The following is a 23,254-nucleotide window of genomic DNA, read 5'->3' on the forward strand; positions in this document are numbered from 1 at the left end:
CCGCAGGGGAGCAAGAAGGGCTCGCGCATCGGCAGCGTTGCGGCATGCGCAGAGTCTACCCGACATCGCTGCCGACTCCATGCCCGGGATGCCGTTGGGCACAGGATGCGAAGGGAGATTGCTGGCTATTTGCCGCTATCTGCAGTGATAGAGCTCTATTTTCTGGAAAAAATGCGCTTTCCGATTCGCGCGATGGCGCTTCCCGGTCTAGCGTCTGTGACGTCCACACGACGCAGTAAAGGGACGCACCGCGGCGGCGCCACAAGCGTCGCCGCCTTTCTCGATCTCCAAATATGGATTGGAGGAACACATGCGCAACAAGATCAATAATCGCCGTGTATTGGGCGCCGCCTTGCTGGCGGCACTTTCCGGGCAGGCCGTGGCGGCCAAGGCGCCGGATCTCACCGAGTTGTTCGATCAGTTCTGGAGCCCGACGCGGCTTGGCCCGGCCGAGTGCCGCTCCGGGGTGCTGAGCGCCACGCCGCTGCTGCTGCCGCGCTGCATGCAGGCGGCCAACAGCCTGATCCACCTGCAGATGCTCAACGATATCGCCCAGGCCAACGGCGGCAACCGTGCGGCGGGGCTGTCCGGTTATCAGGGCTCGCTCGATTACGTGCAGGCCACCCTGGAGAGCGCCGGCTATGCCGTCAGCCGCCAGGCCTTCCCGTTCAGCGCCTTCTACCCGCAAGGCCCTGGCGTGCTGCAGAGCCTGGCGCCGACGCCGGCGCAGTACGAATGGGAGGTGGACTTCACCTACCTGTCGCAGACCGAGGCCGGCGACGTCGCCGCGCCGGTGGTGGCGGTGGATATCGCCCTGGGCGAGGGCAACCTGTCCACCAGCGGCTGCGAGGCCGAGGACTTCGCCGCGTTCCCCGCCGGCGCCATCGCCCTGCTGCAGCGCGGGGCCTGCAACTTCCAGATCAAGGCCGAGCACGCCGCCGACGCCGGCGCGGTTGGGGTGGTCATCTTCAACCAGGGCGACAGCGAGGATCGCAAGGGGCTGCTCAACGCCACCCTGGGCGACGGCTATGCCGGCGGCATTCCGGTGCTGTTCACCACCTATGACCTGGGCGTGAGCCTGGCGCAGACCGCCGAGCTGCGGCTGCGCATGGTCGCCGACGTGGTACGCGAGCGCACCGAGACCCACAACCTGATCGCCGAGAGCAAACGCGGCAATCCGGACAACGTGGTGATGGCCGGCGCGCACCTGGACTCGGTGTTCGAGGGTGCCGGGATCAACGACAACGGTTCGGGCAGCGCCGCGCTGCTGGAGCTGGCCGTGCAGATGGCCAAGGCCAAGCCGCAGAACAAGCTGCGTTTCGCCTGGTGGGGCGCCGAGGAGTCGGGGCTGGTGGGGTCGACCTACTACGTCAACCAGCTGGCCGACGAGGATAAGGCGAAGATCAAGGCCTACCTGAACTTCGACATGATCGCCTCGCCGAACTTCGCCTACTTCATCTACGACGGCGACGGCTCCGACTTCGGCCTGCAGGGGCCGCCCGGCTCGGCCGCGATCGAGCGGCTGTTCGGCGAGTACTACCGCCTGCGCGGTCTGCCGTTCGAAGGCGACGAGATTAGCTTCCGCTCCGACTACGCGCAGTTCTTCCTCGACGGCATCGCCTTCGGCGGGCTGTTCACCGGGGCCGAGGTGGTCAAGTCCGAAGAGCAGGCCAGTCGCTACGGCGGTACCGCCGGCATCGCCTTCGATCCCTGCTACCACGACGTCTGCGACGACCTGAACAACCTCGACCGGCGCGCCCTGGAGGTCAACGGCGATGCCATGGCCTTCGTCGCCAGCTGGCTGGCGCTGTCGACCAAGGTGGTGGACGACGAGATCGAGGCCAGCCGGGCCGAGCGCGGGCTGATGCGCAGCGCGCAAGCCTACGACATCACCCATTGGGGTAAGCACTGGGTCAAGTAGCGTCGTTCGCCGGGGCGCACGGCGCACCCTACGGCGTACAAGAAAAAGCCCGCGGTCGATTCGCGGGCTTTTTCGTTGCCCTGCGCTAGTCTCGATCCGCAGACGGCGCCAGGGACGAGGGGGCATGTTGCGGGGCGTCTCGCCGGCGTTGCTGCAGCGCTCGCAAGCGCTCGATCACGTAGCGCAGGTGCATGTGCAGCTCGTACAGCTCGTTGGAGTAGGACAGCGGCACTTCGACCGCCGCCAGTTCGTCCTCCAGCTGTTCCAGGCGTTCGATCTCGCTGTCCAGCTCGGCCGGCAAGGAACCGGCGTGCAGCTTGCGGTCGATCTCGCGCAGGTGCTTGTACCAGCGGTAGATGCGCGCGCGGATGCGCCACTGGTAGATCGGCCCCACCGCCTTGACCAGCGGGATCATCACCACGATCAGCGGGATCAGCAGGATGATGTAGCGGTCGGCCAGCGAGGCGATGCGAAACGGCAGGTAGCGCTGCAGGATCGGCAGGCCCTTGGCGTAGTAGTGCTCGGCATCCTGGTGCAGCTCGAAGGTGCGCGGCTCGGCGCTGGGGAAGGCGCCGGCGGCGTCGAGCAGGGTGCCGTTCTTCATCACCTCGCGGCTGGCGGCGAGAAACAGCGGCACCAGGCCGGGGTTGAACTCTTCGTTGACCACCAGGGTGGCCACCGGGGCGAGGGTGACGATGTCGCGATCCGGCGCGTTGCTGGCCAGGTCGAGCAGGCCCTCGCCGACCGTGACGCGGTTGAAGAAGGGCAGGCGCGCCTCGTAGGCGGCGGCGCGGCGAAAGTGCGCCAGGGCGATGTCGGGGCTGGCCGCCAGCTGCTGCACCAGGGCGTTCTCCGCCGGGCCGACGAAGAACGCCGCGTCCAGCTCGCCGGCCAGCAGCGCGCGGGCCGCCTTGCCGCCGCCGAGGCTGTGCCAGGTGGCGGGGTATTGCTCTGGGGCGATGGCGTTGGCGGCGAGAATGGCGTCGCTGGCGGCGCGGGTGCCGCTGCCTTCGCCGCCGAGGCCGAGGCGCAGCGGCAGCAGGTCGGCGATGCGGTCGAGGCTGGCCTCGCGCCGATAGAACAGCCACAGCGGTTCCTGGTAGATCGCCCCCAGGCTCTCCAGTCGTTGCTGCTCGGCCGGCGCGAGCTGGCGTTCCAGGCCGCTCTGCACCAGGGCGATCTGCACCTGGGGAGCGTCGGCCAGCAACTGCTGCAGGTTGTCGCGCGAGCCGGAGGTGGGCACCAGGTGCAGCTCGAAGCCTTCCTTGGCCAGTTCCTCCTTGAGCCGCTCGGCGAATTGCTGGTAGGCCCCGCCCTGGGTGCCGGTGGCCATGCTGGCGCTCATCGGCGGCGGCGGGGCGACGAACTGGAACAGCGCCCAGACCAGCGCGGCCACCACCGGCACTATCCACAGGTTGGCCAGGATCATGATCTTCAGGTCGTTCAGCACGCGGCGCATGGGGCATCCTTGGGGGTGAAAGTCGCGAAGCGACGCCTTCCTGGTGTCCTTCTCCCGCAGGAGAAGCTGGCGCGCAGCGCCGGATAAGGGCAGGCGGGTTCGCTGCAAGGATAGAACCCCAAGCGCCTTGTGGTCACGCCATAGGGTGTCGTGGCGTGCGCAGTGCAAACGATGCCTATCGACCTCCTGTGCCCATGGCGCCCCCTACGCCAGGGACCTGCGCGTCGCACGCAATTGATCGAGCAGCAGCAACAGGCCGAGCAGGACCAGGGCGTACAGCGCATCGCCGCCGAGCATCGTCAGTACCGCGGCGCACAGCAGCGTGGCCAGCCCGGCCAGCCAGCGCCACACCCCGCGCAGCAGCACCGCGCCGGCGGCCATGCTGAACAGGTAGATCAGCACGAAGTTGCCGTTGGCGTAGCGGATCAGGTCGTCCACCGACAGCTCGAGCACGGCGGCCAGCAGTGCGCACAGGGCGCAACTGGCGACCACCAGCAGCAGCGCGCGAGCCGGCACGCCCTGGCCGTTGCGTCGGGCCAGCGGCGCCGGCAGCTTGCCCTCGTCGGCCAGGCTCCAGATCAGCCGGGCGAAGCCCTGGATATACACGTTCATCGAGGCGAAGCAGGCCAGGTAGCCGACCAGCGCCACCAGCACGCGGGCACGCTCGCCCAGCAGCAGCTCGAACAACCGCGGCAGGGCGGTGGTGTCGCTGTGCACATCGCCATGGGTGGCGAAGCTCAGCACCGCCACCGAACAGGCCCAGTACACCAGGCCGGCGAGCAGCACGCCGAGCAGCAGGGCCAGGGGGAAGTCGCGCTCGGGGCGCTTGAACTCCTCGCCCAGGTGGGTGAAGGCCTCGATGCCGACGAAGCACCAGAACATCATCCCCAGCGCCGCCGGCAGCAGCTGCCACTGGCCGCTCAGCGGCGGCAGCAGCGGCTGGCTGGCGCGCGGCAGGTCGCCGACCCACCAGATCAGCGCCACGCTGGCGACAATCGCCACCGCGATCAGCCCCTGCAGCACGCCCGAGGCCCTGGCCGGGCGCTGGCCGAGCAGCAGGATGGCGCCGAGGGTGGCCAGCTGGATCGCCAGCAGCCCGGCGCTGGAGAGGTCGAACAGGGCCAGCCAGAAACCGCTGGCGATATGCAGCGCGGCGGGCAGGCCGACCGGCAGCACGGCGAGAAACAGCAGCGCGCTGACCCCTTCCAGGCGCTGGCCGAAGGCGCGGCCGATCAGGTGCGGCGCGCCGCCGGCATGGGGGAAGCGTTTGCCCAGTTGGGCGAAGGTGAAGGCCACCGGCAGCACCAGGGCGATCAGCACCAGCCAGGCCCACAACGAGGCCTGCCCGGCGGCGGTGGCGGCCAGCGCCGGCACCACGAAGATGCCGGTGCCGAGCAGCGAGGTGCTGAGCAGGGCGATGCCCTGCAGCAGGCCCAGTTCCTTGTTCAGTCGACTCATGGGGTATGCTCGTGTCCTTGCGCAGAATCCCGCCATGGTAAGCCGGCGCTCCCGTGCAGGGCGTCGGCTTTCGCCGTCGAAACGGCGGTTCTGTCCCTCAACCCGCTTGTTGTTTGAGAGCCCCCGTGGACAAGTTCGACCGCCAGATCCTCGCCCTGCTGCGCCGCGATGCGCGCACCCCCGTCAGCCAGATCGCCCGCGAGGTGAACCTCTCGCGTTCGGCGGTCAGCGAGCGCATCCGCCAGCTGGAAGGCGGTGGGGTGATCCGCGGCTACCACGCCCAGGTCGCCGAGCCGGGGGCGGACGCGGTCAAGGCCTTCTTCGAGCTGTTCTACAAGGACGGCCGCTGCCAGGACTACGTCGAGCGCATGCGCCTGTACCCGGAGATCCGCCGCTGCTGCGGCATCAGCGGCGAGACCGACATGCTGGTGTACGTCGAGGCGGCCAGCATGACGCGCCTGAGCGAGATCCGCGACGCCCTCGAGGCCTTCCCGCAGATGCAGCGGGTCAAGACCCATATGGTGGTGCAGGAGTGGCCGCTGTGAGCCTGCGCCTGCTGCACACCTCCGACTGGCACCTGGGCCAGCACTTCATGGGCAAGACCCGCCAGGCCGAGCATCAGGCGTTCTGCGCCTGGCTGCTGGAACAGGTGCGGGCGCATGCGGTGGACGTGCTGCTGATCGCCGGCGACGTGTTCGACACCGGCGCGCCGCCCAGCTATGCGCGCGAGCAGTACAACCGCCTGGTGGTCGAGCTGCGCGACGCCGGCTGCGCGCTGATCGTGCTCGGCGGCAACCACGACTCGCCGGCCATGCTCGGCGAGAGCAGAACCCTGCTGGCCCAGCTCGGCGCGCGGGTGGTCCCCGGTGTCGGCCTCGACCCCGCCGAACAGGTGCTGGTGCTGCACGACCGCGCCGGCGCGCCGGGCGCCATCCTCTGCGCCATTCCCTTTATCCGTCCGCGCGAGGTGCTGGCCAGCCAGGCTGGGCAGAGCGCGCAGGACAAGCAGCAGTCGCTGCAGCAGGCCATCGCCGAGCACTACCAGACGCTGTTCGCCCTGGCCGAGGCCCGCCGCGCCGAACTGGGCCTGGCCCTGCCGATCGTCGCCAGCGGCCACCTCACCACGGTCGGCGCCAGCGCCAGCGAGTCGGTGCGCGAGATCTACGTCGGCAGCCTGGAGGCCTTTCCCACCAGCGCCTTCCCGCCGGCCGACTATATCGCCCTGGGCCATATCCACCGGCCGCAGAAGGTCGCCGGCCTGGAGCAGATCCGCTACTGCGGCTCGCCGATTGCGCTGTCCTTCGACGAGGCCAGGCAGCAGAAGGAAGTGCTGCTGGTCGAGTTCGGCGCCGGCGCTTTGCAGGCGGTCACGCCGCTGCCCGTACCCTGCTTCCAGCCCCTGGCCAGTCTGCGCGGCTCGCTCGCGGAACTAGCCGGTGCCATCGCCGAACAGGCCGCCCGGGGCAGCGCCGAGCGGCCGGTATGGCTGGAGGTGCAGGTGCGCGGCGACGACTACCTGAGCGACCTGCAGAGCCGCATCGCCGCGCTGTGCGAAGGGCTGCCGGTGGAAGTGCTGCGCATCCGCCGCGAACGCGGCAACGCCGCCGCCAGCCTGGCCAGCGAGGCGCGCGAGACGCTGGATGAACTGTCCGCCGCCGAGGTGTTCGACAGACGCCTGCAGCAGGAGCAACTGGGCGAGGAAGAGACGCAGCGCTTGCAGGGGCTTTACCGCCGGGTGCTGGACGAGTTGACGGGGGATTGAAGCCGGCCGCTCCAAGCGTCGTCGGGCATGACGGTCCAAGTACGACTACCCTGCAAGGCTCGGGGGCTCGCCAGCGATCCGCAGAATTTGGTCCATGCAGTTTGGCTCAGGGATGCTGCTCGCCGCCAACTCACCATGACCAGGTTATTCAAGGAGCGAAGCATGGCTTTAAATCCAAACATCAACGATGAGGGGGCGCCTACCGGTGGGCGTGGTCTCGAGGACATCAGTATCGAGCCGCGCTTGTTTCAAGAGGCGCAGGGGCTTATCGACTCGATTGACGACACTTCCAAGATCTTTAGAAATCGGACGAAGAACTCGCAGTACGAGAGCGACAAATTGCACGTCGATGCGGTGCCGATTGGTAACAGGACCTATCCCTACAAGATCGAGGTGCAACGAAAGAAGGGCTCGAAGAACACCGTTGCCGTCTGCATAGCTGCTGCTAGCGCATCCGCCGGCGATGTCAGGGCCGCACTGCATGCCAGCCTTGGCGATCACCATATATGGTCTGCCCAATAAGGATAATCTTGGCGCACCGTTGCGATAGCCACAGGGTGAAACGTGTCGCGGTATTTGACTCTGTGGTTATCGTTGGGCGATAGCGCCATCTGTCCAGTCCACCGCGCCTGCACAACCCTGCCAACAATGCCAGAATGCCCGCCTGATTCCCGGCTAGCCATTCCCGCATGAAAATCCTCAGCCTGCGCCTGAAGAACCTCAACTCGCTCAAGGGCGAGTGGAAGATCGATTTTTCCGCCGCGCCCTTCGCCGACAGCGGCCTGTTCGCCATCACCGGGCCCACCGGGGCGGGCAAGACCACCTTGCTCGACGCCATCTGCCTGGCCCTGTATCACCGCACGCCGCGCATGGGCACCTTGTCGGCCAGCGGCAACGAGCTGATGACCCGGCACACCGCCGACTGCCTGGCCGAGGTCGAGTTCGAGGTCAAGGGGCAGGGCTATCGCGCCTTCTGGAGCCAGCGCCGCGCGCGCGACAAGGTCGACGGCGCGCTGCAGGCGCCCAAGGTGGAGCTGGCGCGCATCGCCGGCGGCGAGATCCTCACCGACAAGATTCGCGAGAAGGAGAGCCTGACCGCCGAGCTCACCGGCCTGGACTTCGAGCGCTTCACCAAGTCCATGCTGCTGGCCCAGGGCGGTTTCGCCGCCTTTCTCGAGGCGGGCGCCAACCAGCGCGCCGAGCTGCTTGAGGAGCTGACCGGCACCGAGGTGTACGGGCGGATTTCGCAGCAGGTCTACGAGCGCACCAAGGCCGCCGAGCAGGCGCTGAACCTGCTGCAAAGCCGTGCCCAGGGCATGGAACTGCTCGACGAGGCGCAGCGCGGCGAATTGCAGGCCGAGCACCAGCGCCTGAGCCAGGAGGAGGCGCCGCTGCTGGCCCGGCAACAAAACCTGCAGGCTCAGCGGCGCTGGCGCGAGGCCCTGCAACAGGCCGAGCAGCAGTGCCAGCAGGCGCGGTTGGGCCTGGAGCAGGCGCAGCAGGCTCAGGCGCAGGCGGCTGGCGAGCTGCAGCGCCTGGCCGCCAGCGAGCCGGCGGCGCGGTTGCAGCCGCTGTACCAGGGCTGGCAGCAGGCGCAGCAGGACAGGCAGCAGGCGCACGAGGGGTTGGACGAGCTGCAACGGCAGCAGCGCGGCAGTGCCGAGCGCGAGCGCCAGCAACTCTGGCTGGCCAGCCGCTATGCCGAGCAAGTCTTGAGTCTGCGCCAGGGCGAATTGCAGGCGCTGCTCGATCGGCGGCGAAGCCTGCAGGCGCGCCTGAACGCTGCTCCGCAGCAGGCGCGGCTGGGCGAGTTGCTTGGCGGCTGGCGCGCGCAGTTCGACCAGCGCGGGCAACTGCTCAGGGAGCAGCAGGCGCTGCAGACCCGCCTGGCGCATGAGGCCGAGCAACTCGTCGCCCTGCAGCGTCAAGGCGAGGAGCTCTCGGCGCAGCATGAGCAAGCCGCCGCGCGCCTGGAGCAGGCGCGCGCCAGCGAAGCCCGGCAGCAGGGCGAGCTGCAGGCCCTGCTCGGCGACGGCGGCGAGGCCGGGCTGCGCGAGCGCTGGCAGCAGCTGCAGGTGCAGGGCAGGGCGCTGGATCGTCTGGAGCAGCTGGCGCAGACGCGCGAACGCCTGGCCGGGCAGCTCGCCGAGCTGACCCCACGGCTGGCGCAGCTGCAGCACCAGCATGCCGGCAAGCAGGACGAAATCGGCGGCCTGCGCGAGCGCTACAAGCTGCTCAAGCAGCAGCTGGCCGACAAGGAAAAGCTGCTGGAGCAGGAGCAGCGCATTCAGGATCTGGAGGCCTACCGCGCCCGCTTGCAGCCGGGCGAGGCCTGCCCGCTGTGCGGCTCGCACGAGCACCCGGCGGTCAGCCAGTACCAGGCGCTCGACGTCTCGGCCACGCGCCAGGCGCTGGAGCAGGGCCGCAACGACCTGGCGCAGCTGGAAAACCAGGGCGCCACCCTGCGCGACGAGCTGACCCGCCTGACCACGCAGATCGCCCAGCTGCAGCAGCAGCTGGAGCAGGCCCGCGAACAGGCCGCCCAGCTGGATGGGCAGTGGCAGCAGCAACTGGCCGAGCAGGCGTTGTCGCTGGCCGATGGCGCGGCCCTGGCCGAGCTGCAGCGCAGCCATGAACAGAGCCTGGCGCAAGTGCAGAGCCGGCTGGCCCAGGTCGAGAGCCGGCAGGCCGAACTGGCGCAGGCGCGCGGCGCCCGCGAGGTCGCCGAGCGGGCCCTGGCCGATGCGCAGCAACGCCAGGCGCTGCTGGCGCGCGATCTGGACAACCTGCAGGCGCGCCAGGCCGAGCAGCAGGGGCGTCTGCAGCAGCTGGAGCGGGAGCTGCAGCACCAGGGGCAGGCGCTGCTGGCCAGCCTGGACGGCTTCGCCAACCAGTTGCCGGCCGATGGCGCCGCCTGGCTGGCCGAACAGCAAAACGCCTGGCGCGATTGGCAGCAGGCCCAGGCGCAGGATCAGCAGCTGCAGGAGCTGCAGCGCGAGGCGCAGCACCTGCTCGCCGAGGCCGAGGCGCAGGCCGCTCAGTGGCGGCAGCGCTGGCAGGCCGCAGGCGCCTCGGCATTGGCCGAGCCCGAGCCTGCGGCGCAAGCCGAGCAGGCCCTGCACGACGCGGCCGCCGCTCTTGCCAGCGCCCAGCGCGAGGGCGATGCCCTGCGTGGCCGGGAGCAGAGCCAGCAGGCGCTGCTGCAGCAACTGCAGGCGCGCCTGAACGACGCCGAGCAGCGTTGGCAGCAGGCGCTGGCGGCCAGCCCCTTCGCCGACCTGCCGGCGTTCCTCGCCGCGCTGCTGGCCGAGGACGAGCGCGAACGTCTCGCCGCCTTGCAGGCGCGACTGCAGCGCGCCCTGACCGAGGCCGCGACCCTGCTGGCCGCCGCCGAGGCGCAGGTGCAGCAGTTGCGCGCCGCGCCGCAGACCGAACTGGCGCTGGCCGAGCTGGACGTGCAGCTGCAGGCGCTGCAGCACGAAGTGCGCGCGCTGAGCCAGCGCCAGGGCGAACTGCGCGCGCAACTGCAGGCCGACGATGCGCGGCGCAGCAGCCAGCAGGCGCTGTTCGCCGAGATCGAAGCGCAGCAGAGCGAGCACGCCCTGTGGCAGCAGCTCAACGGCCTGATCGGTTCGGCCGACGGCGCCAAGTTCCGCAAGTTCGCCCAGGGCCTGACCCTGGATCACCTGATCCACCTGGCCAACCGCCAGCTGGCGCGCCTGCACGGCCGCTACCAGCTGGCGCGCAAGGGCAGCGGCGAGCTGGAGTTGGAGGTGCTCGACACCTGGCAGGCCGACGTGGCGCGCGACTGCCGCACCCTGTCCGGCGGCGAGAGTTTCCTGGTCAGCCTGGCGCTGGCCCTGGCGCTGTCGGATCTGGTCAGCCACAAGACCAGCATCGACTCGCTGTTTCTCGACGAGGGCTTCGGCACCCTGGACGGCGAGACCCTGGAGGTGGCCCTGGACGCGCTGGACAACCTCAACGCCAGCGGCAAGACCATCGGCGTGATCAGCCACGTCGAGGCGATGAAGGAGCGCATCCCGGTGCAGCTGCGCGTATACAAGGGCGTCGGCCTCGGCTACAGCCGGCTCGACGCGCGTTTTGCGGTGAAGGAAGGAGCATAGCGATGTTGATGCAAGCCAATGAGTCCACCCTGCTGCTGATCGACCTGCAGGAGCGCCTGCTGCCGGCCATCGACGGCGCCGCCGAGCTGGCCGAGCAGGCCGCCTGGCTGCTGCGTCTGGCGCAGCGCCTGCAGGTGCCGGTGATCGCCACCGAGCAGTACCCCAAGGGCCTGGGACCGACCCTGGCGCCGCTGCGCGACCTGCTGCCGGCGGGCGCGGTGCGCGAGAAGATCCACTTTGCCGCCACGGCCGGCGCCGGGCTGTTCGACCTGCCCGGCGGCGCGCGTCGGCAGTTCGTGGTGATGGGCGCGGAAACCCACGTCTGCGTGCTGCAGACGGTGCTCGGCCTGCTGGCCGCCGGGCGCGAGGTGTTCGTGGTGGACGAGGCGGTGGGCTCGCGCACGCCGCGCGACAAGGCCCTGGGCCTGGCGCGGATGCAGCGCGCCGGGGCGGCGATCGTCTCGCGCGAGATGGTCGCCTTCGAGTGGCTGGAGCAGGCCGGCAGCGAGCTGTTCCGCCAGGTCAGCCGCGAGTTTATCCGCTAGCGTTATCACGCGGCTTGCTGGGTTCCCGCCTGTGCGGGAATGACCAGTCCAACTCCCGTCATCCCCGCGAAGGCGGGGATCCACTCGTGTCGCGATACGAATGATCTGTCGCTTTCCGGCGCAGTGCGGAGGATGGATCACGCTTCGCCGATGCAGGGTTCTGGCGGATGTGAAAAGCGACATCCACGCCAGGGTCAGGGCCGTCCGTCCGCTGGCGGGGAAAGGGCCGGCAACTGTTCTACTGTGGTGGGGTATGCGCCGCGCGGGCGGCGCCCTTCACTCGCTACAGGAGCAGAAGCGATGGGCAAGAAGATCCTGGTGGTGCTGACCAGCGTGGCCAAGTATCCCAACCTCGACCGGGCCACCGGTCTGTGGCTGGGCGAGGCGGTGCATTTCGTCAAGAAACTGCAGGCGGACGGTCACACGGTGGACTACGTCAGCCCGTTGGGCGGCTATACGCCCATCGACCCGCACAGCCTGTCGATGGCCGAACCGGTGGACTGGCAGTGGTATCAGGACAAGGCCTTCATGAACCGCCTCGGCACCACCCTGCGCCCGGATCAGGTCAAGGCCGAGGACTACGCCGCGATCTACTACGCCGGCGGCCACGGGGTGATCTGGGACTTCCCCGACAACGCCGCGCTGCAGGCGCTGGCGCGCGATATCTACGAGGCCGGCGGGGTGGTGTCCTCGGTCTGCCACGGCGCGGTAGGCCTGCTCAATATCAAGCTGTCCGACGGCGCGCTGCTGGTGGCCGGCAAGCGCGTCACCGGCTTCTCCAATACCGAGGAGAAGCTCGCCCAGCTGGATCAGCACGTGCCCTTTCTCACCGAGACCGAGCTGGTCCGGCGTGGCGCCCACTACGAGAAGGCGCCGGAGCCCTGGCTGCCGTTCGCCATCGCCGACCAGCGCCTGATCACCGGGCAGAACCCGGCCTCCGGCGGACCGGTGGCCGATCTGGTGCTGGCCGAGCTGCAGCAGGGGGCGGCGCCCGAGGGCATGGTCGGGGCCTGAGGCGCCCCATTCCCTTGTCCCGCCGCTGGCGCTAGAGTGCGCCGCTACTGCCACACAGGCAGGGCGGCGCACTGGGCGGAGCGGGCATGACGATCACTTCCTGGCTGGTTATCGGCCTGTTCTTTTTCACCTACCTGGGCATGGCCGCCGGCGGCGTGCGCGGGCTGCGCATCGACCGCAGCTGGATCGCCGGCTGCGCCGCGGTGCTGTTGCTGGTCAGCGGCGCGCTGAGCATGGACGAGGCGGCGCGGCACCTGGATGCCGGGGCGCTGCTGCTGTTGCTGGCGCTGATGCTGATTTCCGCGCAGTTCGACTTTTCCGGGGTGTACGCCTGGCTCAACCAGTACCTGACCCACCATGCCCGGCGCCCGGCGCTGCTGCTGGCCGGGGTGGTGCTGCTCGGCGGGCTGCTCTCGGCGCTGCTGGTCAACGATATCGTCGCCTTCGCCCTGACCCCGCTGCTGTGCCACAGCCTGCAGCTGCGCGGCCTCGACCCGCGGCCGTTTCTCCTGGCCCTGGCGCTGTCGTGCAACGCCGGCTCGGCCGCCAGCCTGATCGGCAACCCGCAGAACATCCTCATCGGTCAGGCCGGCGGCCTGGATTTCTGGGGCTACCTGGCCCTGGCCGCGCCGGTGGCGCTGCTGGCTATGGCCATCGTCTACGCCGTGCTCTGGCTGCAGTGGCGGGGGCGCTGGGGCACGCCGCAGCCGCTGCCGGCGGAGGAAACCCCGGCGGCGCGCATCTACGGCGCGCACAGCTACCTCAAGCCGCTGGCGGCCAGCCTGGCGCTGCTGGCGCTGTTCGCCACGGCGCTGCCGCGCGAGCTGTCGGCGTTGCTGGTGGCGGCGCTGGTGATGGTGTCGCGGCGGGTGGACAGCCGCGACTACGTGCACAAGGTGGACTGGAACCTGCTGCTGCTGTTCGCCGGGCTGTTTCTGGTCAGCGGCGCGGCGCTGGAGTTGCCGGAGCTGGCCGGCGCCGGCCACTGGCTCGCCGAACAGGGGTTGTTGCCGCAGGGCGTGTGGGCGCTGGCCTCGGCCTCGCTGCTGGCCAGCAACCTGATCGGCAACGTGCCCTTCGTGGTGCTGCTGCTGGGCCTGCTGCCGGAACTGTCGGAGCCGGTGCTGGTGGGCCTGGCGCTGATGTCGACCCTGGCCGGCAACCTGCTGCTGATCGGCAGCGTGGTCAACCTGATCGTCGCCGAGGGCGCGAAGCGCCAGGGCGTGCGCATCGGCTTCGTCGACTACGCCCGCAGCGGCGTGCCGGTGACCCTGCTGAGCATGGCCGCGGCGGGCTTGTGGCTGGGCCTGGGCGGCTGGTTGCCCTGGTAGGTGACTTGATGCGCCCGGAGCCCGCTAGGGGATAGCGCGTAGGGGGCTCCGGGCGCACCAGCAGCTCTCACCGCCAACGGGTTTGCCGCCAGGCGCTGCGCTGCTCGGCATCCTGGAAGGTCCAGGCCACCAGGCGGCTCTGCTTCTGGCCCTGGGCCATGCCCAGCACCCGCACCTCACAGGCGCCGGCCTTGGCCAGCCAGCCTTGCAGCAGTTCGACGTTGCCGCCCTTGGACACCAGGCTGCTGAACCACAGCAGCTGCTCGGCCACCTGCGCGCTCTCGCTGGCCATGCGCTTGAGGAAGGCCGCCTCGCCGCCCGGGCACCACAGCTCGGCGGCCTGGCCGCCGAAGTTGAGCACCGGCAGCTTGCGCTTGGGGTCGAGCTTGCCGAGGTTGCGCCACTTGCGCGTGCTGCCGCGGCTGGCGTCGTCGGCGCTGGCGTGGAAGGGCGGGTTGCACAGGCTCAGGTCGAAGCGTTCGCCGGGCTGCAGCAGGCCCTGGAAGATATGCTGCGGCGCGCTTTGCTGGCGCAGCTCGACGGCGCCGCTCAGCTGCGGGTTGGCGGCGACTATGGCGCGCGCCGAGGCCAGCGCCTCGGCGGCGATATCGGCGCCGGTGAAGTGCCAGCCGTATTCGCAGTGGCCGATCAGCGGGTAGATGCAGTTGGCGCCGACGCCGATATCCAGGGCGCGGATGGCGCCGCCACGCGGGATCTGCCCGGCATTTTCGCTGGCCAGCAGATCGGCGAGGTTGTGCAGGTAGTCGGCGCGCCCGGGGATCGGCGGGCACAGGTAGCCGTCGGGAATGTCCCAGTGCTCGATGCCGTAGAACTGCTTGAGCAGGGCGCGGTTGAATACCTTCACGGCGGCCGGGTCGGCGAAGTCGATGCTCGGCTTGCCGTAGGGGTTGGCGATGACGAAGCGGCCCAGATCGGGGCTGAGCTGGATCAGCGCGGGAAAGTCGTAATGGCCCTGGTGGCGATTGCGCGGGTGCAGCTGGCCCTTGGCCGGAGCGGTCTTGACGGCGGGCGGGGCGGGCTTGCGCGGGCGTTTCGGCGGCTGGGGCATGGCGGGCATCTGGCGGGTCGGGGCGCGGGATTTTCCCACAGCCAGGCCTGGCGCGCAGCCGCGGCGTCTCGCGCCTCTGCGCGGCTGAAGCCGCTTCTACGGGCGCGTACGCTGTACCGCATGCCCCTGCAGGGTGTCGCGGGGCCGCCCAGGCCAAGTTCAGAGCGGAAAGATCAGCGGTACCAGCAGCACGCTGACGACCATCACCAGCAGGGTGAAGGGCACGCCGGTGCGCACGAAGTCGCCGAAGCGGTACTGGCCGGGGCCGAGCACCAGGGTGTTGACCGGCGAGGAGATCGGCGTCATGAACGCCGCCGAGGCGGCCAGCGCCACGGTCATGGCGAAGGGCAGCGGCGAGGCGTCCAGCGCCTGCGCGGTGGCGATGGCCACCGGCGCCATCAGCACCGCGGTGGCGGTGTTGGAGATGAACAGGCCGATCAGCGCGGTCAGGGTGAACAGGCTGGCGAGGATCAGGTAGGGCCCGGCGCCGCCCAGGCCGCCGACCAGCAGCTGGACCGCCAGCTCGACGCCGCCGGTCTGCTGCAGGGCCTGGGCGAAGGGCAGCATGCCGACGATGAGGATCAGCGTCGGCCAGTGGATGGCGCGGTAGGCGCTGTCCAGATCGATGCAGCGAAACGCGCCCAGCAGCAGGCAGGCGATCAGTGCGGCCAGCACGTTGGGCACCAGGCCGGAAACCATCAGCGCCACCATCACCGCCAGGCTGAGCAGGGCGTAGGGCGCCTTGCGCGCGGCCGGCGCCACCTCGGCCACTTCCGCCGGCAGGCTGAGCACCAGAAAATCGCGGCTCTGCGCCTGCAGGCGGTGGATGTCCTTCCACTCGCCGGCTACCAGCAGGCAGTCCGAGGCCTTGAGCTTCTCGTCCACCAGCAGGCCTTCCAGAGCCCGGCCCTGGCGGCGCAGGCCGACCACGTTGAGCTTGTGCCGCGAGCGAAAGCCCAGTTCCTGGATGGTCTTGCCCGGCAGCTGCGACTCCGGCGGCAGCGCCACCTCGGCCAGTCCCAGCTGGTGGGCGTGCAGGCTGAAGTAGGAGTGCGGCAGCGGCATGGGTTCCAGGCCCAGCGCCTGGTAGCTGCCGAGCAGGCCGATGGCGGGGCTGGCGATGTCCACCAGCAGCACGTCGCCGGGCTCCAGCTGGGTGTTGCCGCTGGCCACCAGCAGCAGGGTGCGCAGGCGTCGGCGACGCTCGACGGCGATCACGTTGATGCCGTAGTCGCGGCGCAGTGCCAGCTCGTTGAGCACCTGGTTGGCCAGCGGCGAGTCGGCGCGCAGTTGCAGGCGCCGCTCGCGGCCGTTCAGGCGGTAGCGTTCGGCCAGGTCGGCGAGGGTCAGGCGTGGCGGCTCATCGCCCTTGCCGGCCGCGCTGCGCGCCAGCCAGCGCCGCGCCAGCAGCATGTAGCCGATACCGAGCAGCAGCACGGCCAGGCCGATGGGGGTGAAGTCGAAGAAGGAAAAACCGTCCAGGCCGGCGCGGCGCAGTTCGGCGTGCACCACCAGGTTGGGCGGGGTGGCCACCAGGGTGAGCATGCCGCTGATCAGCCCGGCGAAGGCCAGCGGCATCATCAGCCGCGCCGGGGCGATGCGCAGGCGCGCGGCGACGCCGAGCACCACCGGGATGAAGATCGCCACCACGCCGGTGGAACTCATCACCGAGCCGAGGCCGGCCACCGTCAGCATCAGCAGGATCAACAGGCGCGTCTCGCTGCTGCCGGCCCTGGCCACCAGCCAGTCGCCGAGGCGGTAGGCGATGCCGGTGCGCACCAGGCCGTCGCCGATGACGAACAGCGCGGCGATCAGGATCACGTTGGCGTCGCTGAAGCCGGCCAGGCTCTGTTGCAGGTCGAGCACGCCGCTCAGCGGCAGGGCAACCAGCACCAGCAGGGCGACCACGTCCATGCGCGGCTTGCCGATGACGAAGAGGGTGACGGCGCCGGCCAGCAAGGCCAGCACCCAGAGCAGATCCGGATTCATCGCAACTCCCTAACGCCTGCTCACAACCTGCTGCGCGTCGGCCCTGCTGCGTTGAAAACAGGCTCGGCAAGCCGCTTGCGGCTAACGCGCTTCAGCGCGGCCCGAAGGGCGAGTGAAACGAGTAGTGCTCATTTACCACAAGTAAACTGCGCCTCCTCTCCTGTTTTCGCCTTGCAGGAACCTAGCTCGCTAGGCTGTGAGCAGGCTCTAAATGCTGGCGAGTATTTCAGGGATAACCGAGGGTGGTCTTGATCTGTTGCAGGTTAGCGGCGATCCAGCGCTTGTCGAAGGGGCCCCAGTCGCGGATCAGGTAGTGCCCGGCGTTGTTGCGCTCGCCCGCGTTCTGCTCGAACTGGCAGTCGATATCCAGTTCGGCGAGCGCCGCCAGGGTGTCCTGGGCGGTGCGCCGCGGCATGCCGGTGGCGGCCATCAGCGCCGGCACGCTGGTGGCCTGGCCGCTGTCGATCAGCCAGGCGACGTAGAGGCGGCGGTAGAAGCTGGTGCGGGTCTTGCTCACGTCCATGTGCGGCGCTCCCTGTTACAGGCTGGCGATGGCGATATAGGTGGCGGCGCCGGCCAGGTAGCCGATAAAGGCCAGGCCGGTGATCTTCTTCAGGTACCAGATGAAGTTGATCTTCTCCATGCCCATGGCCGCCACCCCGGCCGCCGAACCGATGATCAGGCAGCTGCCGCCGGTGCCGGCGCAGTAGGCGAGCATTTCCCAGAAGTTGCCGTTGACCACGAAGTTGCGCAGCCAGGGCAGTTCGCTGGCTGCGGCGGTGGCCAGGGTTTCCGGGCTGACCAGCGGGTACATCTTCATCGCACCGGCGACCATTGGCACGTTGTCCACCACCGCCGACAGCATGCCGATGGAGATGGCGATGCTGTAGACGTTGCCCAGGCTGTCCTTGAGGTAGGTGGCGACCTGGATCAGGTGGCCGGCGCTGGACAGCGCCGACACCGCCAGCAGGATGCCGAGGAAGAACAGCACGCTGGTGATGTCGATGCGGCGCAGTACGCCGACCACCGACAGCGGGTCCTTGTCCTCGCTGTTCTTGCTGCGGTGGATGATTTCGGTGGTCACCCACAGCAGGCCGAGGCCGAAGAGGATGCCCATGTACGGCGGCAGGTGGGTGATGGTCTTGAACACCGGGACGAAGATCAGCGCGCCTAGCCCTAAGCAGAACACCAGGTTGCGCTCGAACGGGGTGGTCGGGTCGCGGCGGCTTTCGGCGCTTTCCTTGAGCCGCGGCGGGGTGACCTCGCCCTTGAGCACGAAGCTCATGAGGATCAGCGGCACCAGCAGGCAGACCAGGCTGGGCAGGAACAGCTTGGCGATGATGCCGGTGGCGGTGACCTGCTCGCCGATCCACAGCATGGTGGTGGTGACGTCGCCGATGGGCGACCAGGCGCCGCCGGAGTTGGCGGCGATCACCACGATGCCGGCGTAGAACCAGCGCTCGTGCTGGTCGGCGATCAGCTTGCGCAGCAGCGAGATCATCACGATGGTGGTGGCCAGGTTGTCCAGCGCGGCGGAGAGGAAGAAGGTGATCAGCCCCACCAGCCACAGCAGGTGCACACGCTTGGTGGTGCGGATGCGGTCGGTGATCACCTTGAAGCCTTCGTGGGCGTCGATCAGCTCGACTATGGTCATGGCGCCCATGAGGAAGAACAGGATCTCGGAGATCTCGCCCAGGTGGTGGCGCAGTTCCTCGACCACGTGATGGGTGTTGGTGCTGGCGCCGGCGGTGCCGGTGCCCAGCAGCGGCAGGATGCTGTCGGCGCCCAGTACCAGGATAGTCCAGGCGACCACGGCGGTGAGCAGCGCGGAGGCCGCCTTGTCGATCTTTAACGGGTGCTCCAGTGCGATGCACAGGTAGCCGAGGACAAAGACGAGTGCCATCAACGCATACATGTTCGGGGGTTCCGTTCTGATTTTTATTGGTCGGGAAGTGCCGGAGGTTGTAGCCAGGCGGCTGAAGATGCCTGAATCAATTGGAAAAAGGGAAGGCTTTTATGGCGAAAAGGGGCAAACAGCAGCAGCGTTTTGCGACCTGATGAGGAGTCCCGGGACGGCGCGGCGGTCGCCCCGGTGGCTAGCGCGGATGCCTAGTCGAGCGCTTGCGGCTTGGGCGGCGCGATATAGGCCAGGGCGATGGCCAGCAGCGGCATGATCAGGTTGAAGAAGCAGTAGGGCAGGTAGCTCAGGGTGGCCACGCCGAGGGTGGCGGCCATGTAGGCGCCGCAGGTGTTCCAGGGCACCAGCACCGAGGTCAGGGTGCCGCCGTCTTCCAGGGCGCGCGACAGGCTGGTCGGCGGCAGGCCGCGCTTCTCGTACTCGGCGCGGTACATGCGCCCCGGCAGCACCAGGGCGATGTACTGGTCGGCGGTGATGACGTTGGTGCCGATGCTGGTGGTGATGGTGCTGGCGACCAGGCCGCTGTCGCTGCGTACCAGGCGCAGCGCGCTGTGCAGCAGGCGCTGGAGCAGGCCGAGGCGCTCCAGCACGCCGCCGAAGCACATGGCGCAGATGATCAGCCACACGGTGGTGAGCATGCTGGCCATGCCGCCCTTGGACAGCAGGCCGTCCAGCTCGGCGTTGCCGCTGGCCGACTGATAGCCGGCGAACAGCGCGCTCCATACCGTCTTCAGCGGCGCCAGGGCGCCGGCCGCCGGATCGGCCAGGCGGCTCATCACTTCGGGCTGGAACAGCACGGCGAACAGTGCGCCGAGCAGGGCGGCGAGAAACACCGCGGGGAAGGCCGCCCACTGGCGCACCGCGAGCAGCAGCAGAAAGGCCACCGGCAGCAGCAGGTGCCAGCCCAGGCTGAACTGCGTTTCCAGCGCCGCCAGTACCTCGGCGATGCGCCCGGTGTCGTGGCTGGCGCCGGCCTGCTGGCCGAGCACGAAGAAGATCGCCAGTGCGATCAGCAGCGCCGGCAGCGTGGTGCGCAGCATGTTGCGGATATGCGCGAACAGCTCGGCGCCGGCGGCGGCCGGGGCCAGGTTGGTGGTGTCCGACAGCGGCGACAGCTTGTCGCCGAAATAGGCGCCGGAAATGATCGCCCCCGCGGTGATCGCCGGATCCAGGCCCAGGCCCGCGGCCACGCCCATCAGGCCGATGCCGAGGGTGCCGGCCACCGTCCAGGAGCTGCCGATCGACAGCGCGGTGAGCGCGCAGATCAGGCAACTGGTGAGGTAGAAGTACTCGGCGCTGATCAGCTTCAGGCCGAGCCAGATCATGGTCGGCACGGTGCCGGCGAGAATCCAGGTGCCGATCAGCGCACCGACCGCCAGCAGGATCAGGTTGGCCTTCATCGCCATATGGATGCCGGCGAGTATGCCTTCCTCGATCTCGGCCCAGCGCAGGCCGTTCTTCAGGCCGACCAGGCCGGCGACGAAGGCGGCGCTCATCAGGGCGATCTGGTTCGGCCCGCTGGAGGAGCCGTCGCCGAACAGGTAGACGGAAAGGCCGAGCAGCAGCACCAGCACGCCGATCGGCAGCAGCGCGTCGAGTAGGGAAGGGGAGCGGGCAGTCATGGGGTACCGGTCAATCGATGAAACGGAGGCCGAGTCGGGCCTCTGCAGAAAAAACAAAACCCGCGCCGGTTAGGGCGCGGGCCTGTGGGTATTGCGCAGGGATCAGAGCGCGGCGATCTTGCCGCGCTGCTCCACCAGCTTGCTCAGCGCCTGCTCGGCCTCGGCCAGCTTGGCGCGTTCCTTGTCCAGCACTTCGGCCGGCGCCTTGGCGACGAAGCCCTCGTTGGCGAGCTTGCCGCCGACGCGCTGCACTTCGCCCTGCAGGCGGGCGATTTCCTTGTCCAGCCGCGCCAGCTCGGCGTCCTTGTCGATCAGCCCGGCCATCGGCACCAGCACCTGCATCTCGCCGACCAGGGCGGTGGCGGACATCGGCGCCTCTTCACCGGCGGCCAGTACACGCACCGATTCCAGCTTGGCCAGCTTGTTCAGCAGCGGCTCGAAGTCGGCCAGGCGGCGCAGGTCGGAGGCCGCGGCGTTTTGCACGATGATGTCGATGCGCTTGGCCATGGAGATCTTCATCTCGCCACGGATCTGGCGCACGCCGAGCATCAGCTGCTTGACCCACTCGATATCGGCCTCGGCGGCGGCGTCGATGCGCTCCTCGGCGGCGACCGGCCAGGGCTGCAGCATCAGGGTGGCGCCGTCCTTGCCGGCCAGGGCCTTGATGCGCTGCCAGATTTCTTCGGTGATGAAGGGCATGAAGGGGTGGGCCAGGCGCAGGATCACTTCCAGCACGCGCACCAGGGTGCGACGGGTGCCACGCTGGCGCTCGATCGGGGCGTTCTCGTCCCACAGCACCGGCTTGACCAGTTCCAGGTACCAGGCGCAGTACTCGTCCCAGATGAACTCATACAAGGCTTGTGCCGCCATGTCGAAGCGGAAGGCGTCGAGGTGGCGGGTCACGTCCTGCTCGCAGCGCTGCAGGGCGGAAATGATCCAGCGGTCGACCGGCGACAGATCCACAGGCTCGCCGTTGACGCCGGTGTCCTGGCCATCGGTGTTCTCGATGACGAAGTTGGCGGCGTTCCACAGCTTGTTGCAGAAGTTGCGGTAGCCCTCGACGCGGCCCATGTCGAACTTGATGTCGCGGCCGGTGGAGGCCAGCGCCAGGTTGGTGAAGCGCAGGGCGTCGGTGCCGTAGGCGGCGATGCCTTCGGGGAACTCGGCGCGGGTCTGCTTGGCGATCTTCTCGGCCAGCTTGGGCTGCATCATGCCGCTGGTGCGCTTTTCCAGCAGCTCGTCCAGGCTGATGCCGTCGACTATGTCCAGTGGGTCGAGCACGTTGCCCTTGGACTTGGACATCTTCTGCCCCTGGCCGTCGCGCACCAGGCCGTGCACGTACACGGTCTTGAACGGGATCTGCCCGGTCAGGTGGGTCGACAGCATGATCATCCGGGCGACCCAGAAGAAGATGATGTCGAAGCCGGTGACCAGCACGTCCGTGGGGTGGAAGGTCTTGAGGAAATCGGTCTGCTCGGGCCAGCCGAGGGTGGAGAAGGTCCACAGGCCGGAGCTGAACCAGGTGTCCAGCACGTCCTCGTCCTGGCGCAGGGCGGCATCGCCGAGGTTGTGCTTGGCGCGCACCTCCGCCTCGTCGCGGCCGACGTAGACGTTGCCGGCCTCGTCGTACCAGGCCGGGATGCGGTGGCCCCACCACAGCTGACGGCTGATGCACCAGTCCTGGATGTCGCGCATCCAGCTGAAGTACATGTTCTCGTACTGCTTGGGCACGAACTGGATCTCGCCGCTCTCGACCACGGCGATGGCTTTCTCGGCCAGCGGCTTGGTGGAGACGTACCACTGGTCGGTCAGCCAGGGCTCGATCACGGTGCCGGAGCGGTCGCCCTTCGGCACTTTCAGGGCGTGGTCTTCGATCTTCTCCAAGAGGCCTGCGGCTTCGAAGGCGGCGACGATGCGCTTGCGCGCCTCGAAGCGGTCCAGGCCGGCGTATTCGGCCGGCAGGCTGCCGTCCACCTCGGTGTTGACGCTGCCGTCGATATTGAACACCTGGGCGCGCGCCAGTACGGCGGCGTCGGCATCGAAGATATTGATCAGCGGCAGGTTGTGGCGCTTGCCGACTTCGTAGTCGTTGAAGTCGTGCGCCGGGGTGATCTTCACGCAGCCGGTGCCGAACTCGGGGTCGCAGTAGTCGTCGGCGATGATGGGGATGCGGCGGCCCACCAGCGGCAGTTCGACGAAGCTGCCGATCAGGGCTTTATAGCGCTCGTCTTCCGGGTGCACGGCCACGGCGGCGTCGCCGAGCATGGTTTCCGGGCGGGTGGTGGCGACGATCAGATGATCCTTGCCGTCGGCGGTCTTCTTGCCGTCGGCCAGCGGGTAGCGCAGGTTCCACAGGTGGCCCTTCTCGTCGTGGTTTTCCACTTCGAGGTCGGAAATGGCGGTGTGGAACTTGGTGTCCCAGTTGACCAGGCGCTTGCCGCGGTAGATCAGACCATCCTGGTGCAGGCGCACGAAGGCCTCTTTAACGGCTTCGGACAGGCCCTCGTCCATGGTGAAGCGCTCGCGTGACCAGTCCACCGACGAGCCCAGGCGGCGGATCTGCCGGGTGATGGTGCCGCCGGACTGTTCCTTCCACTCCCAGACTTTCTCCAGGAACTTCTCGCGGCCCAGGTCGTGACGGCCGATGCCCTGCGCGGCCAGCTGGCGCTCCACCACCATCTGGGTGGCGATGCCGGCGTGGTCGGTGCCCGGCTGCCACAGGGTGTTGCGGCCCTGCATGCGGCGGAAGCGGATCAGGCAGTCCATGATCGAGTTGTTGAAGCCGTGGCCCATGTGCAGGCTGCCGGTGACGTTCGGCGGCGGGATCATGATGCAGTACGGCTCACCGCTACCCTGTGGGGCGAAGTAGTTGTTCTGCTCCCAGGTCTGGTACCAGTTGGATTCGATGGCGTGCGGCTGGTAGGTCTTGTCCATGCGCGGCGGGACCCTTGTGACGGCTGATCGGAAAAGCCGGCAAGTATAACGGGGATGGGCCTTGCGGCGTAAGGGCAGCGCGTCAGCGAGCGGTAGCGGGGCCGCGCC

Annotated in this window: 16 protein-coding genes; 8 read left to right on the plus strand and 8 right to left on the minus strand. The window is 68.6% G+C overall.

Features of this window, described 5'->3' with window-relative positions:
• The first annotated feature begins 310 nt into the window (after positions 1–310).
• Entirely contained in the window at positions 311–1,921 is a 1,611-nt protein-coding gene (locus AC1G9C_RS05360; protein ID WP_480409636.1) for a M28 family metallopeptidase, read from the plus strand.
• An 85-nt stretch (positions 1,922–2,006) separates the two neighbouring features.
• Here AC1G9C_RS05360 and AC1G9C_RS05365 read toward each other — a convergent pair whose 3' ends face one another.
• Positions 2,007–3,380, minus strand: a complete 1,374-nt coding sequence (locus tag AC1G9C_RS05365) for a TAXI family TRAP transporter solute-binding subunit (RefSeq protein WP_480409637.1) — start codon at positions 3,378–3,380, stop codon at positions 2,007–2,009.
• A gap of 204 nt (positions 3,381–3,584) precedes the next feature.
• Positions 3,585–4,838 (minus strand): L-methionine/branched-chain amino acid transporter, encoded by a 1,254-nt coding sequence (yjeH, locus tag AC1G9C_RS05370; RefSeq protein WP_480409638.1) that lies wholly within the window; start codon positions 4,836–4,838, stop codon positions 3,585–3,587.
• 125 nt (positions 4,839–4,963) lie between these two features.
• Here yjeH and AC1G9C_RS05375 point away from each other — a divergent pair, with 125 nt between their 5' ends.
• The 7 genes from AC1G9C_RS05375 to AC1G9C_RS05405 all read left to right on the plus strand — a co-directional run bounded on the left by AC1G9C_RS05375 (position 4,964) and on the right by AC1G9C_RS05405 (position 13,614).
• Positions 4,964–5,383 carry an Lrp/AsnC family transcriptional regulator gene (locus tag AC1G9C_RS05375; protein WP_021444208.1) on the plus strand — a complete coding sequence of 140 codons (420 nt, stop codon included), beginning with the start codon at positions 4,964–4,966 and terminating at the stop codon, positions 5,381–5,383.
• Positions 5,384–5,385: 2 nt separating this feature from the next.
• A complete protein-coding gene (gene sbcD, locus AC1G9C_RS05380) occupies positions 5,386–6,600 on the plus strand; it encodes an exonuclease subunit SbcD (protein ID WP_480410388.1) in 1,215 nt (404 codons plus the stop codon).
• Between the two features lie 162 nt (positions 6,601–6,762).
• Complete coding sequence (locus AC1G9C_RS05385) at positions 6,763–7,122, plus strand: hypothetical protein (RefSeq protein ID WP_122108853.1); 360 nt, start codon at positions 6,763–6,765, stop codon at positions 7,120–7,122.
• A 167-nt stretch (positions 7,123–7,289) separates the two neighbouring features.
• On the plus strand, positions 7,290–10,724 hold the full coding sequence (locus AC1G9C_RS05390; protein WP_480409639.1) for an SbcC/MukB-like Walker B domain-containing protein: 3,435 nt from the start codon (positions 7,290–7,292) through the stop codon (positions 10,722–10,724).
• Positions 10,725–10,726: 2 nt separating this feature from the next.
• Positions 10,727–11,269, plus strand: a complete 543-nt coding sequence (locus tag AC1G9C_RS05395; protein WP_480409640.1) for an isochorismatase family protein — start codon at positions 10,727–10,729, stop codon at positions 11,267–11,269.
• Positions 11,270–11,569: 300 nt separating this feature from the next.
• Complete coding sequence (locus AC1G9C_RS05400; RefSeq protein WP_021443916.1) at positions 11,570–12,283, plus strand: type 1 glutamine amidotransferase domain-containing protein; 714 nt, start codon at positions 11,570–11,572, stop codon at positions 12,281–12,283.
• Positions 12,284–12,369: 86 nt separating this feature from the next.
• Positions 12,370–13,614: an SLC13 family permease gene (locus tag AC1G9C_RS05405; protein ID WP_457787838.1), complete on the plus strand. Its 1,245-nt coding sequence runs from the start codon at positions 12,370–12,372 to the stop codon at positions 13,612–13,614.
• Between the two features lie 67 nt (positions 13,615–13,681).
• On the opposite strand, the gene rlmF is transcribed toward AC1G9C_RS05405, so the two are convergent.
• The 6 genes from rlmF to AC1G9C_RS05435 form a co-directional block, all read right to left on the minus strand.
• The gene (rlmF, locus tag AC1G9C_RS05410; protein WP_480409641.1) at positions 13,682–14,683 is read right to left on the minus strand and encodes a 23S rRNA (adenine(1618)-N(6))-methyltransferase RlmF; all 1,002 of its coding nucleotides are present in this window, start codon (positions 14,681–14,683) and stop codon (positions 13,682–13,684) included.
• 159 nt (positions 14,684–14,842) lie between these two features.
• On the minus strand, positions 14,843–16,672 hold the full coding sequence (locus AC1G9C_RS05415) for an SLC13 family permease (RefSeq protein WP_480409642.1): 1,830 nt from the start codon (positions 16,670–16,672) through the stop codon (positions 14,843–14,845).
• Between the two features lie 226 nt (positions 16,673–16,898).
• Positions 16,899–17,195 carry a winged helix-turn-helix domain-containing protein gene (locus AC1G9C_RS05420; RefSeq protein WP_021443321.1) on the minus strand — a complete coding sequence of 99 codons (297 nt, stop codon included), beginning with the start codon at positions 17,193–17,195 and terminating at the stop codon, positions 16,899–16,901.
• Positions 17,196–17,210: 15 nt separating this feature from the next.
• The gene (gene nhaD, locus AC1G9C_RS05425) at positions 17,211–18,587 is read right to left on the minus strand and encodes a sodium:proton antiporter NhaD (RefSeq protein ID WP_021443322.1); all 1,377 of its coding nucleotides are present in this window, start codon (positions 18,585–18,587) and stop codon (positions 17,211–17,213) included.
• Positions 18,588–18,781: 194 nt separating this feature from the next.
• On the minus strand, positions 18,782–20,212 hold the full coding sequence (gene nhaC, locus AC1G9C_RS05430; RefSeq protein WP_397498565.1) for a Na+/H+ antiporter NhaC: 1,431 nt from the start codon (positions 20,210–20,212) through the stop codon (positions 18,782–18,784).
• 102 nt (positions 20,213–20,314) lie between these two features.
• Positions 20,315–23,146 carry a valine--tRNA ligase gene (locus AC1G9C_RS05435; protein ID WP_480409643.1) on the minus strand — a complete coding sequence of 944 codons (2,832 nt, stop codon included), beginning with the start codon at positions 23,144–23,146 and terminating at the stop codon, positions 20,315–20,317.
• Positions 23,147–23,254 lie beyond the last annotated feature (108 nt).

It is taken from the genome of Pseudomonas sp. ABa2, assembly GCF_056676075.1.

Bases quoted from the DNA above. Each gene is read 5' to 3' on its own strand.
- rlmF (WP_480409641.1), bottom strand. From the start codon at position 14,683: ATGCCCCAGCCGCCGAAACGCCCGCGCAAGCCCGCCCCGCCCGCCGTC.
- AC1G9C_RS05415 (WP_480409642.1), bottom strand. From the start codon at position 16,672: ATGAATCCGGATCTGCTCTGGGTGCTGGCCTTGCTGGCCGGCGCCGTC.
- AC1G9C_RS05385 (WP_122108853.1), top strand. From the start codon at position 6,763: ATGGCTTTAAATCCAAACATCAACGATGAGGGGGCGCCTACCGGTGGG.
- AC1G9C_RS05360 (WP_480409636.1), top strand. From the start codon at position 311: ATGCGCAACAAGATCAATAATCGCCGTGTATTGGGCGCCGCCTTGCTG.
- AC1G9C_RS05400 (WP_021443916.1), top strand. From the start codon at position 11,570: ATGGGCAAGAAGATCCTGGTGGTGCTGACCAGCGTGGCCAAGTATCCC.
- AC1G9C_RS05420 (WP_021443321.1), bottom strand. From the start codon at position 17,195: ATGGACGTGAGCAAGACCCGCACCAGCTTCTACCGCCGCCTCTACGTC.
- AC1G9C_RS05395 (WP_480409640.1), top strand. From the start codon at position 10,727: ATGTTGATGCAAGCCAATGAGTCCACCCTGCTGCTGATCGACCTGCAG.
- AC1G9C_RS05405 (WP_457787838.1), top strand. From the start codon at position 12,370: ATGACGATCACTTCCTGGCTGGTTATCGGCCTGTTCTTTTTCACCTAC.
- AC1G9C_RS05435 (WP_480409643.1), bottom strand. From the start codon at position 23,146: ATGGACAAGACCTACCAGCCGCACGCCATCGAATCCAACTGGTACCAG.
- AC1G9C_RS05365 (WP_480409637.1), bottom strand. From the start codon at position 3,380: ATGCGCCGCGTGCTGAACGACCTGAAGATCATGATCCTGGCCAACCTG.
- yjeH (WP_480409638.1), bottom strand. From the start codon at position 4,838: ATGAGTCGACTGAACAAGGAACTGGGCCTGCTGCAGGGCATCGCCCTG.
- nhaD (WP_021443322.1), bottom strand. From the start codon at position 18,587: ATGTATGCGTTGATGGCACTCGTCTTTGTCCTCGGCTACCTGTGCATC.
- nhaC (WP_397498565.1), bottom strand. From the start codon at position 20,212: ATGACTGCCCGCTCCCCTTCCCTACTCGACGCGCTGCTGCCGATCGGC.
- AC1G9C_RS05390 (WP_480409639.1), top strand. From the start codon at position 7,290: ATGAAAATCCTCAGCCTGCGCCTGAAGAACCTCAACTCGCTCAAGGGC.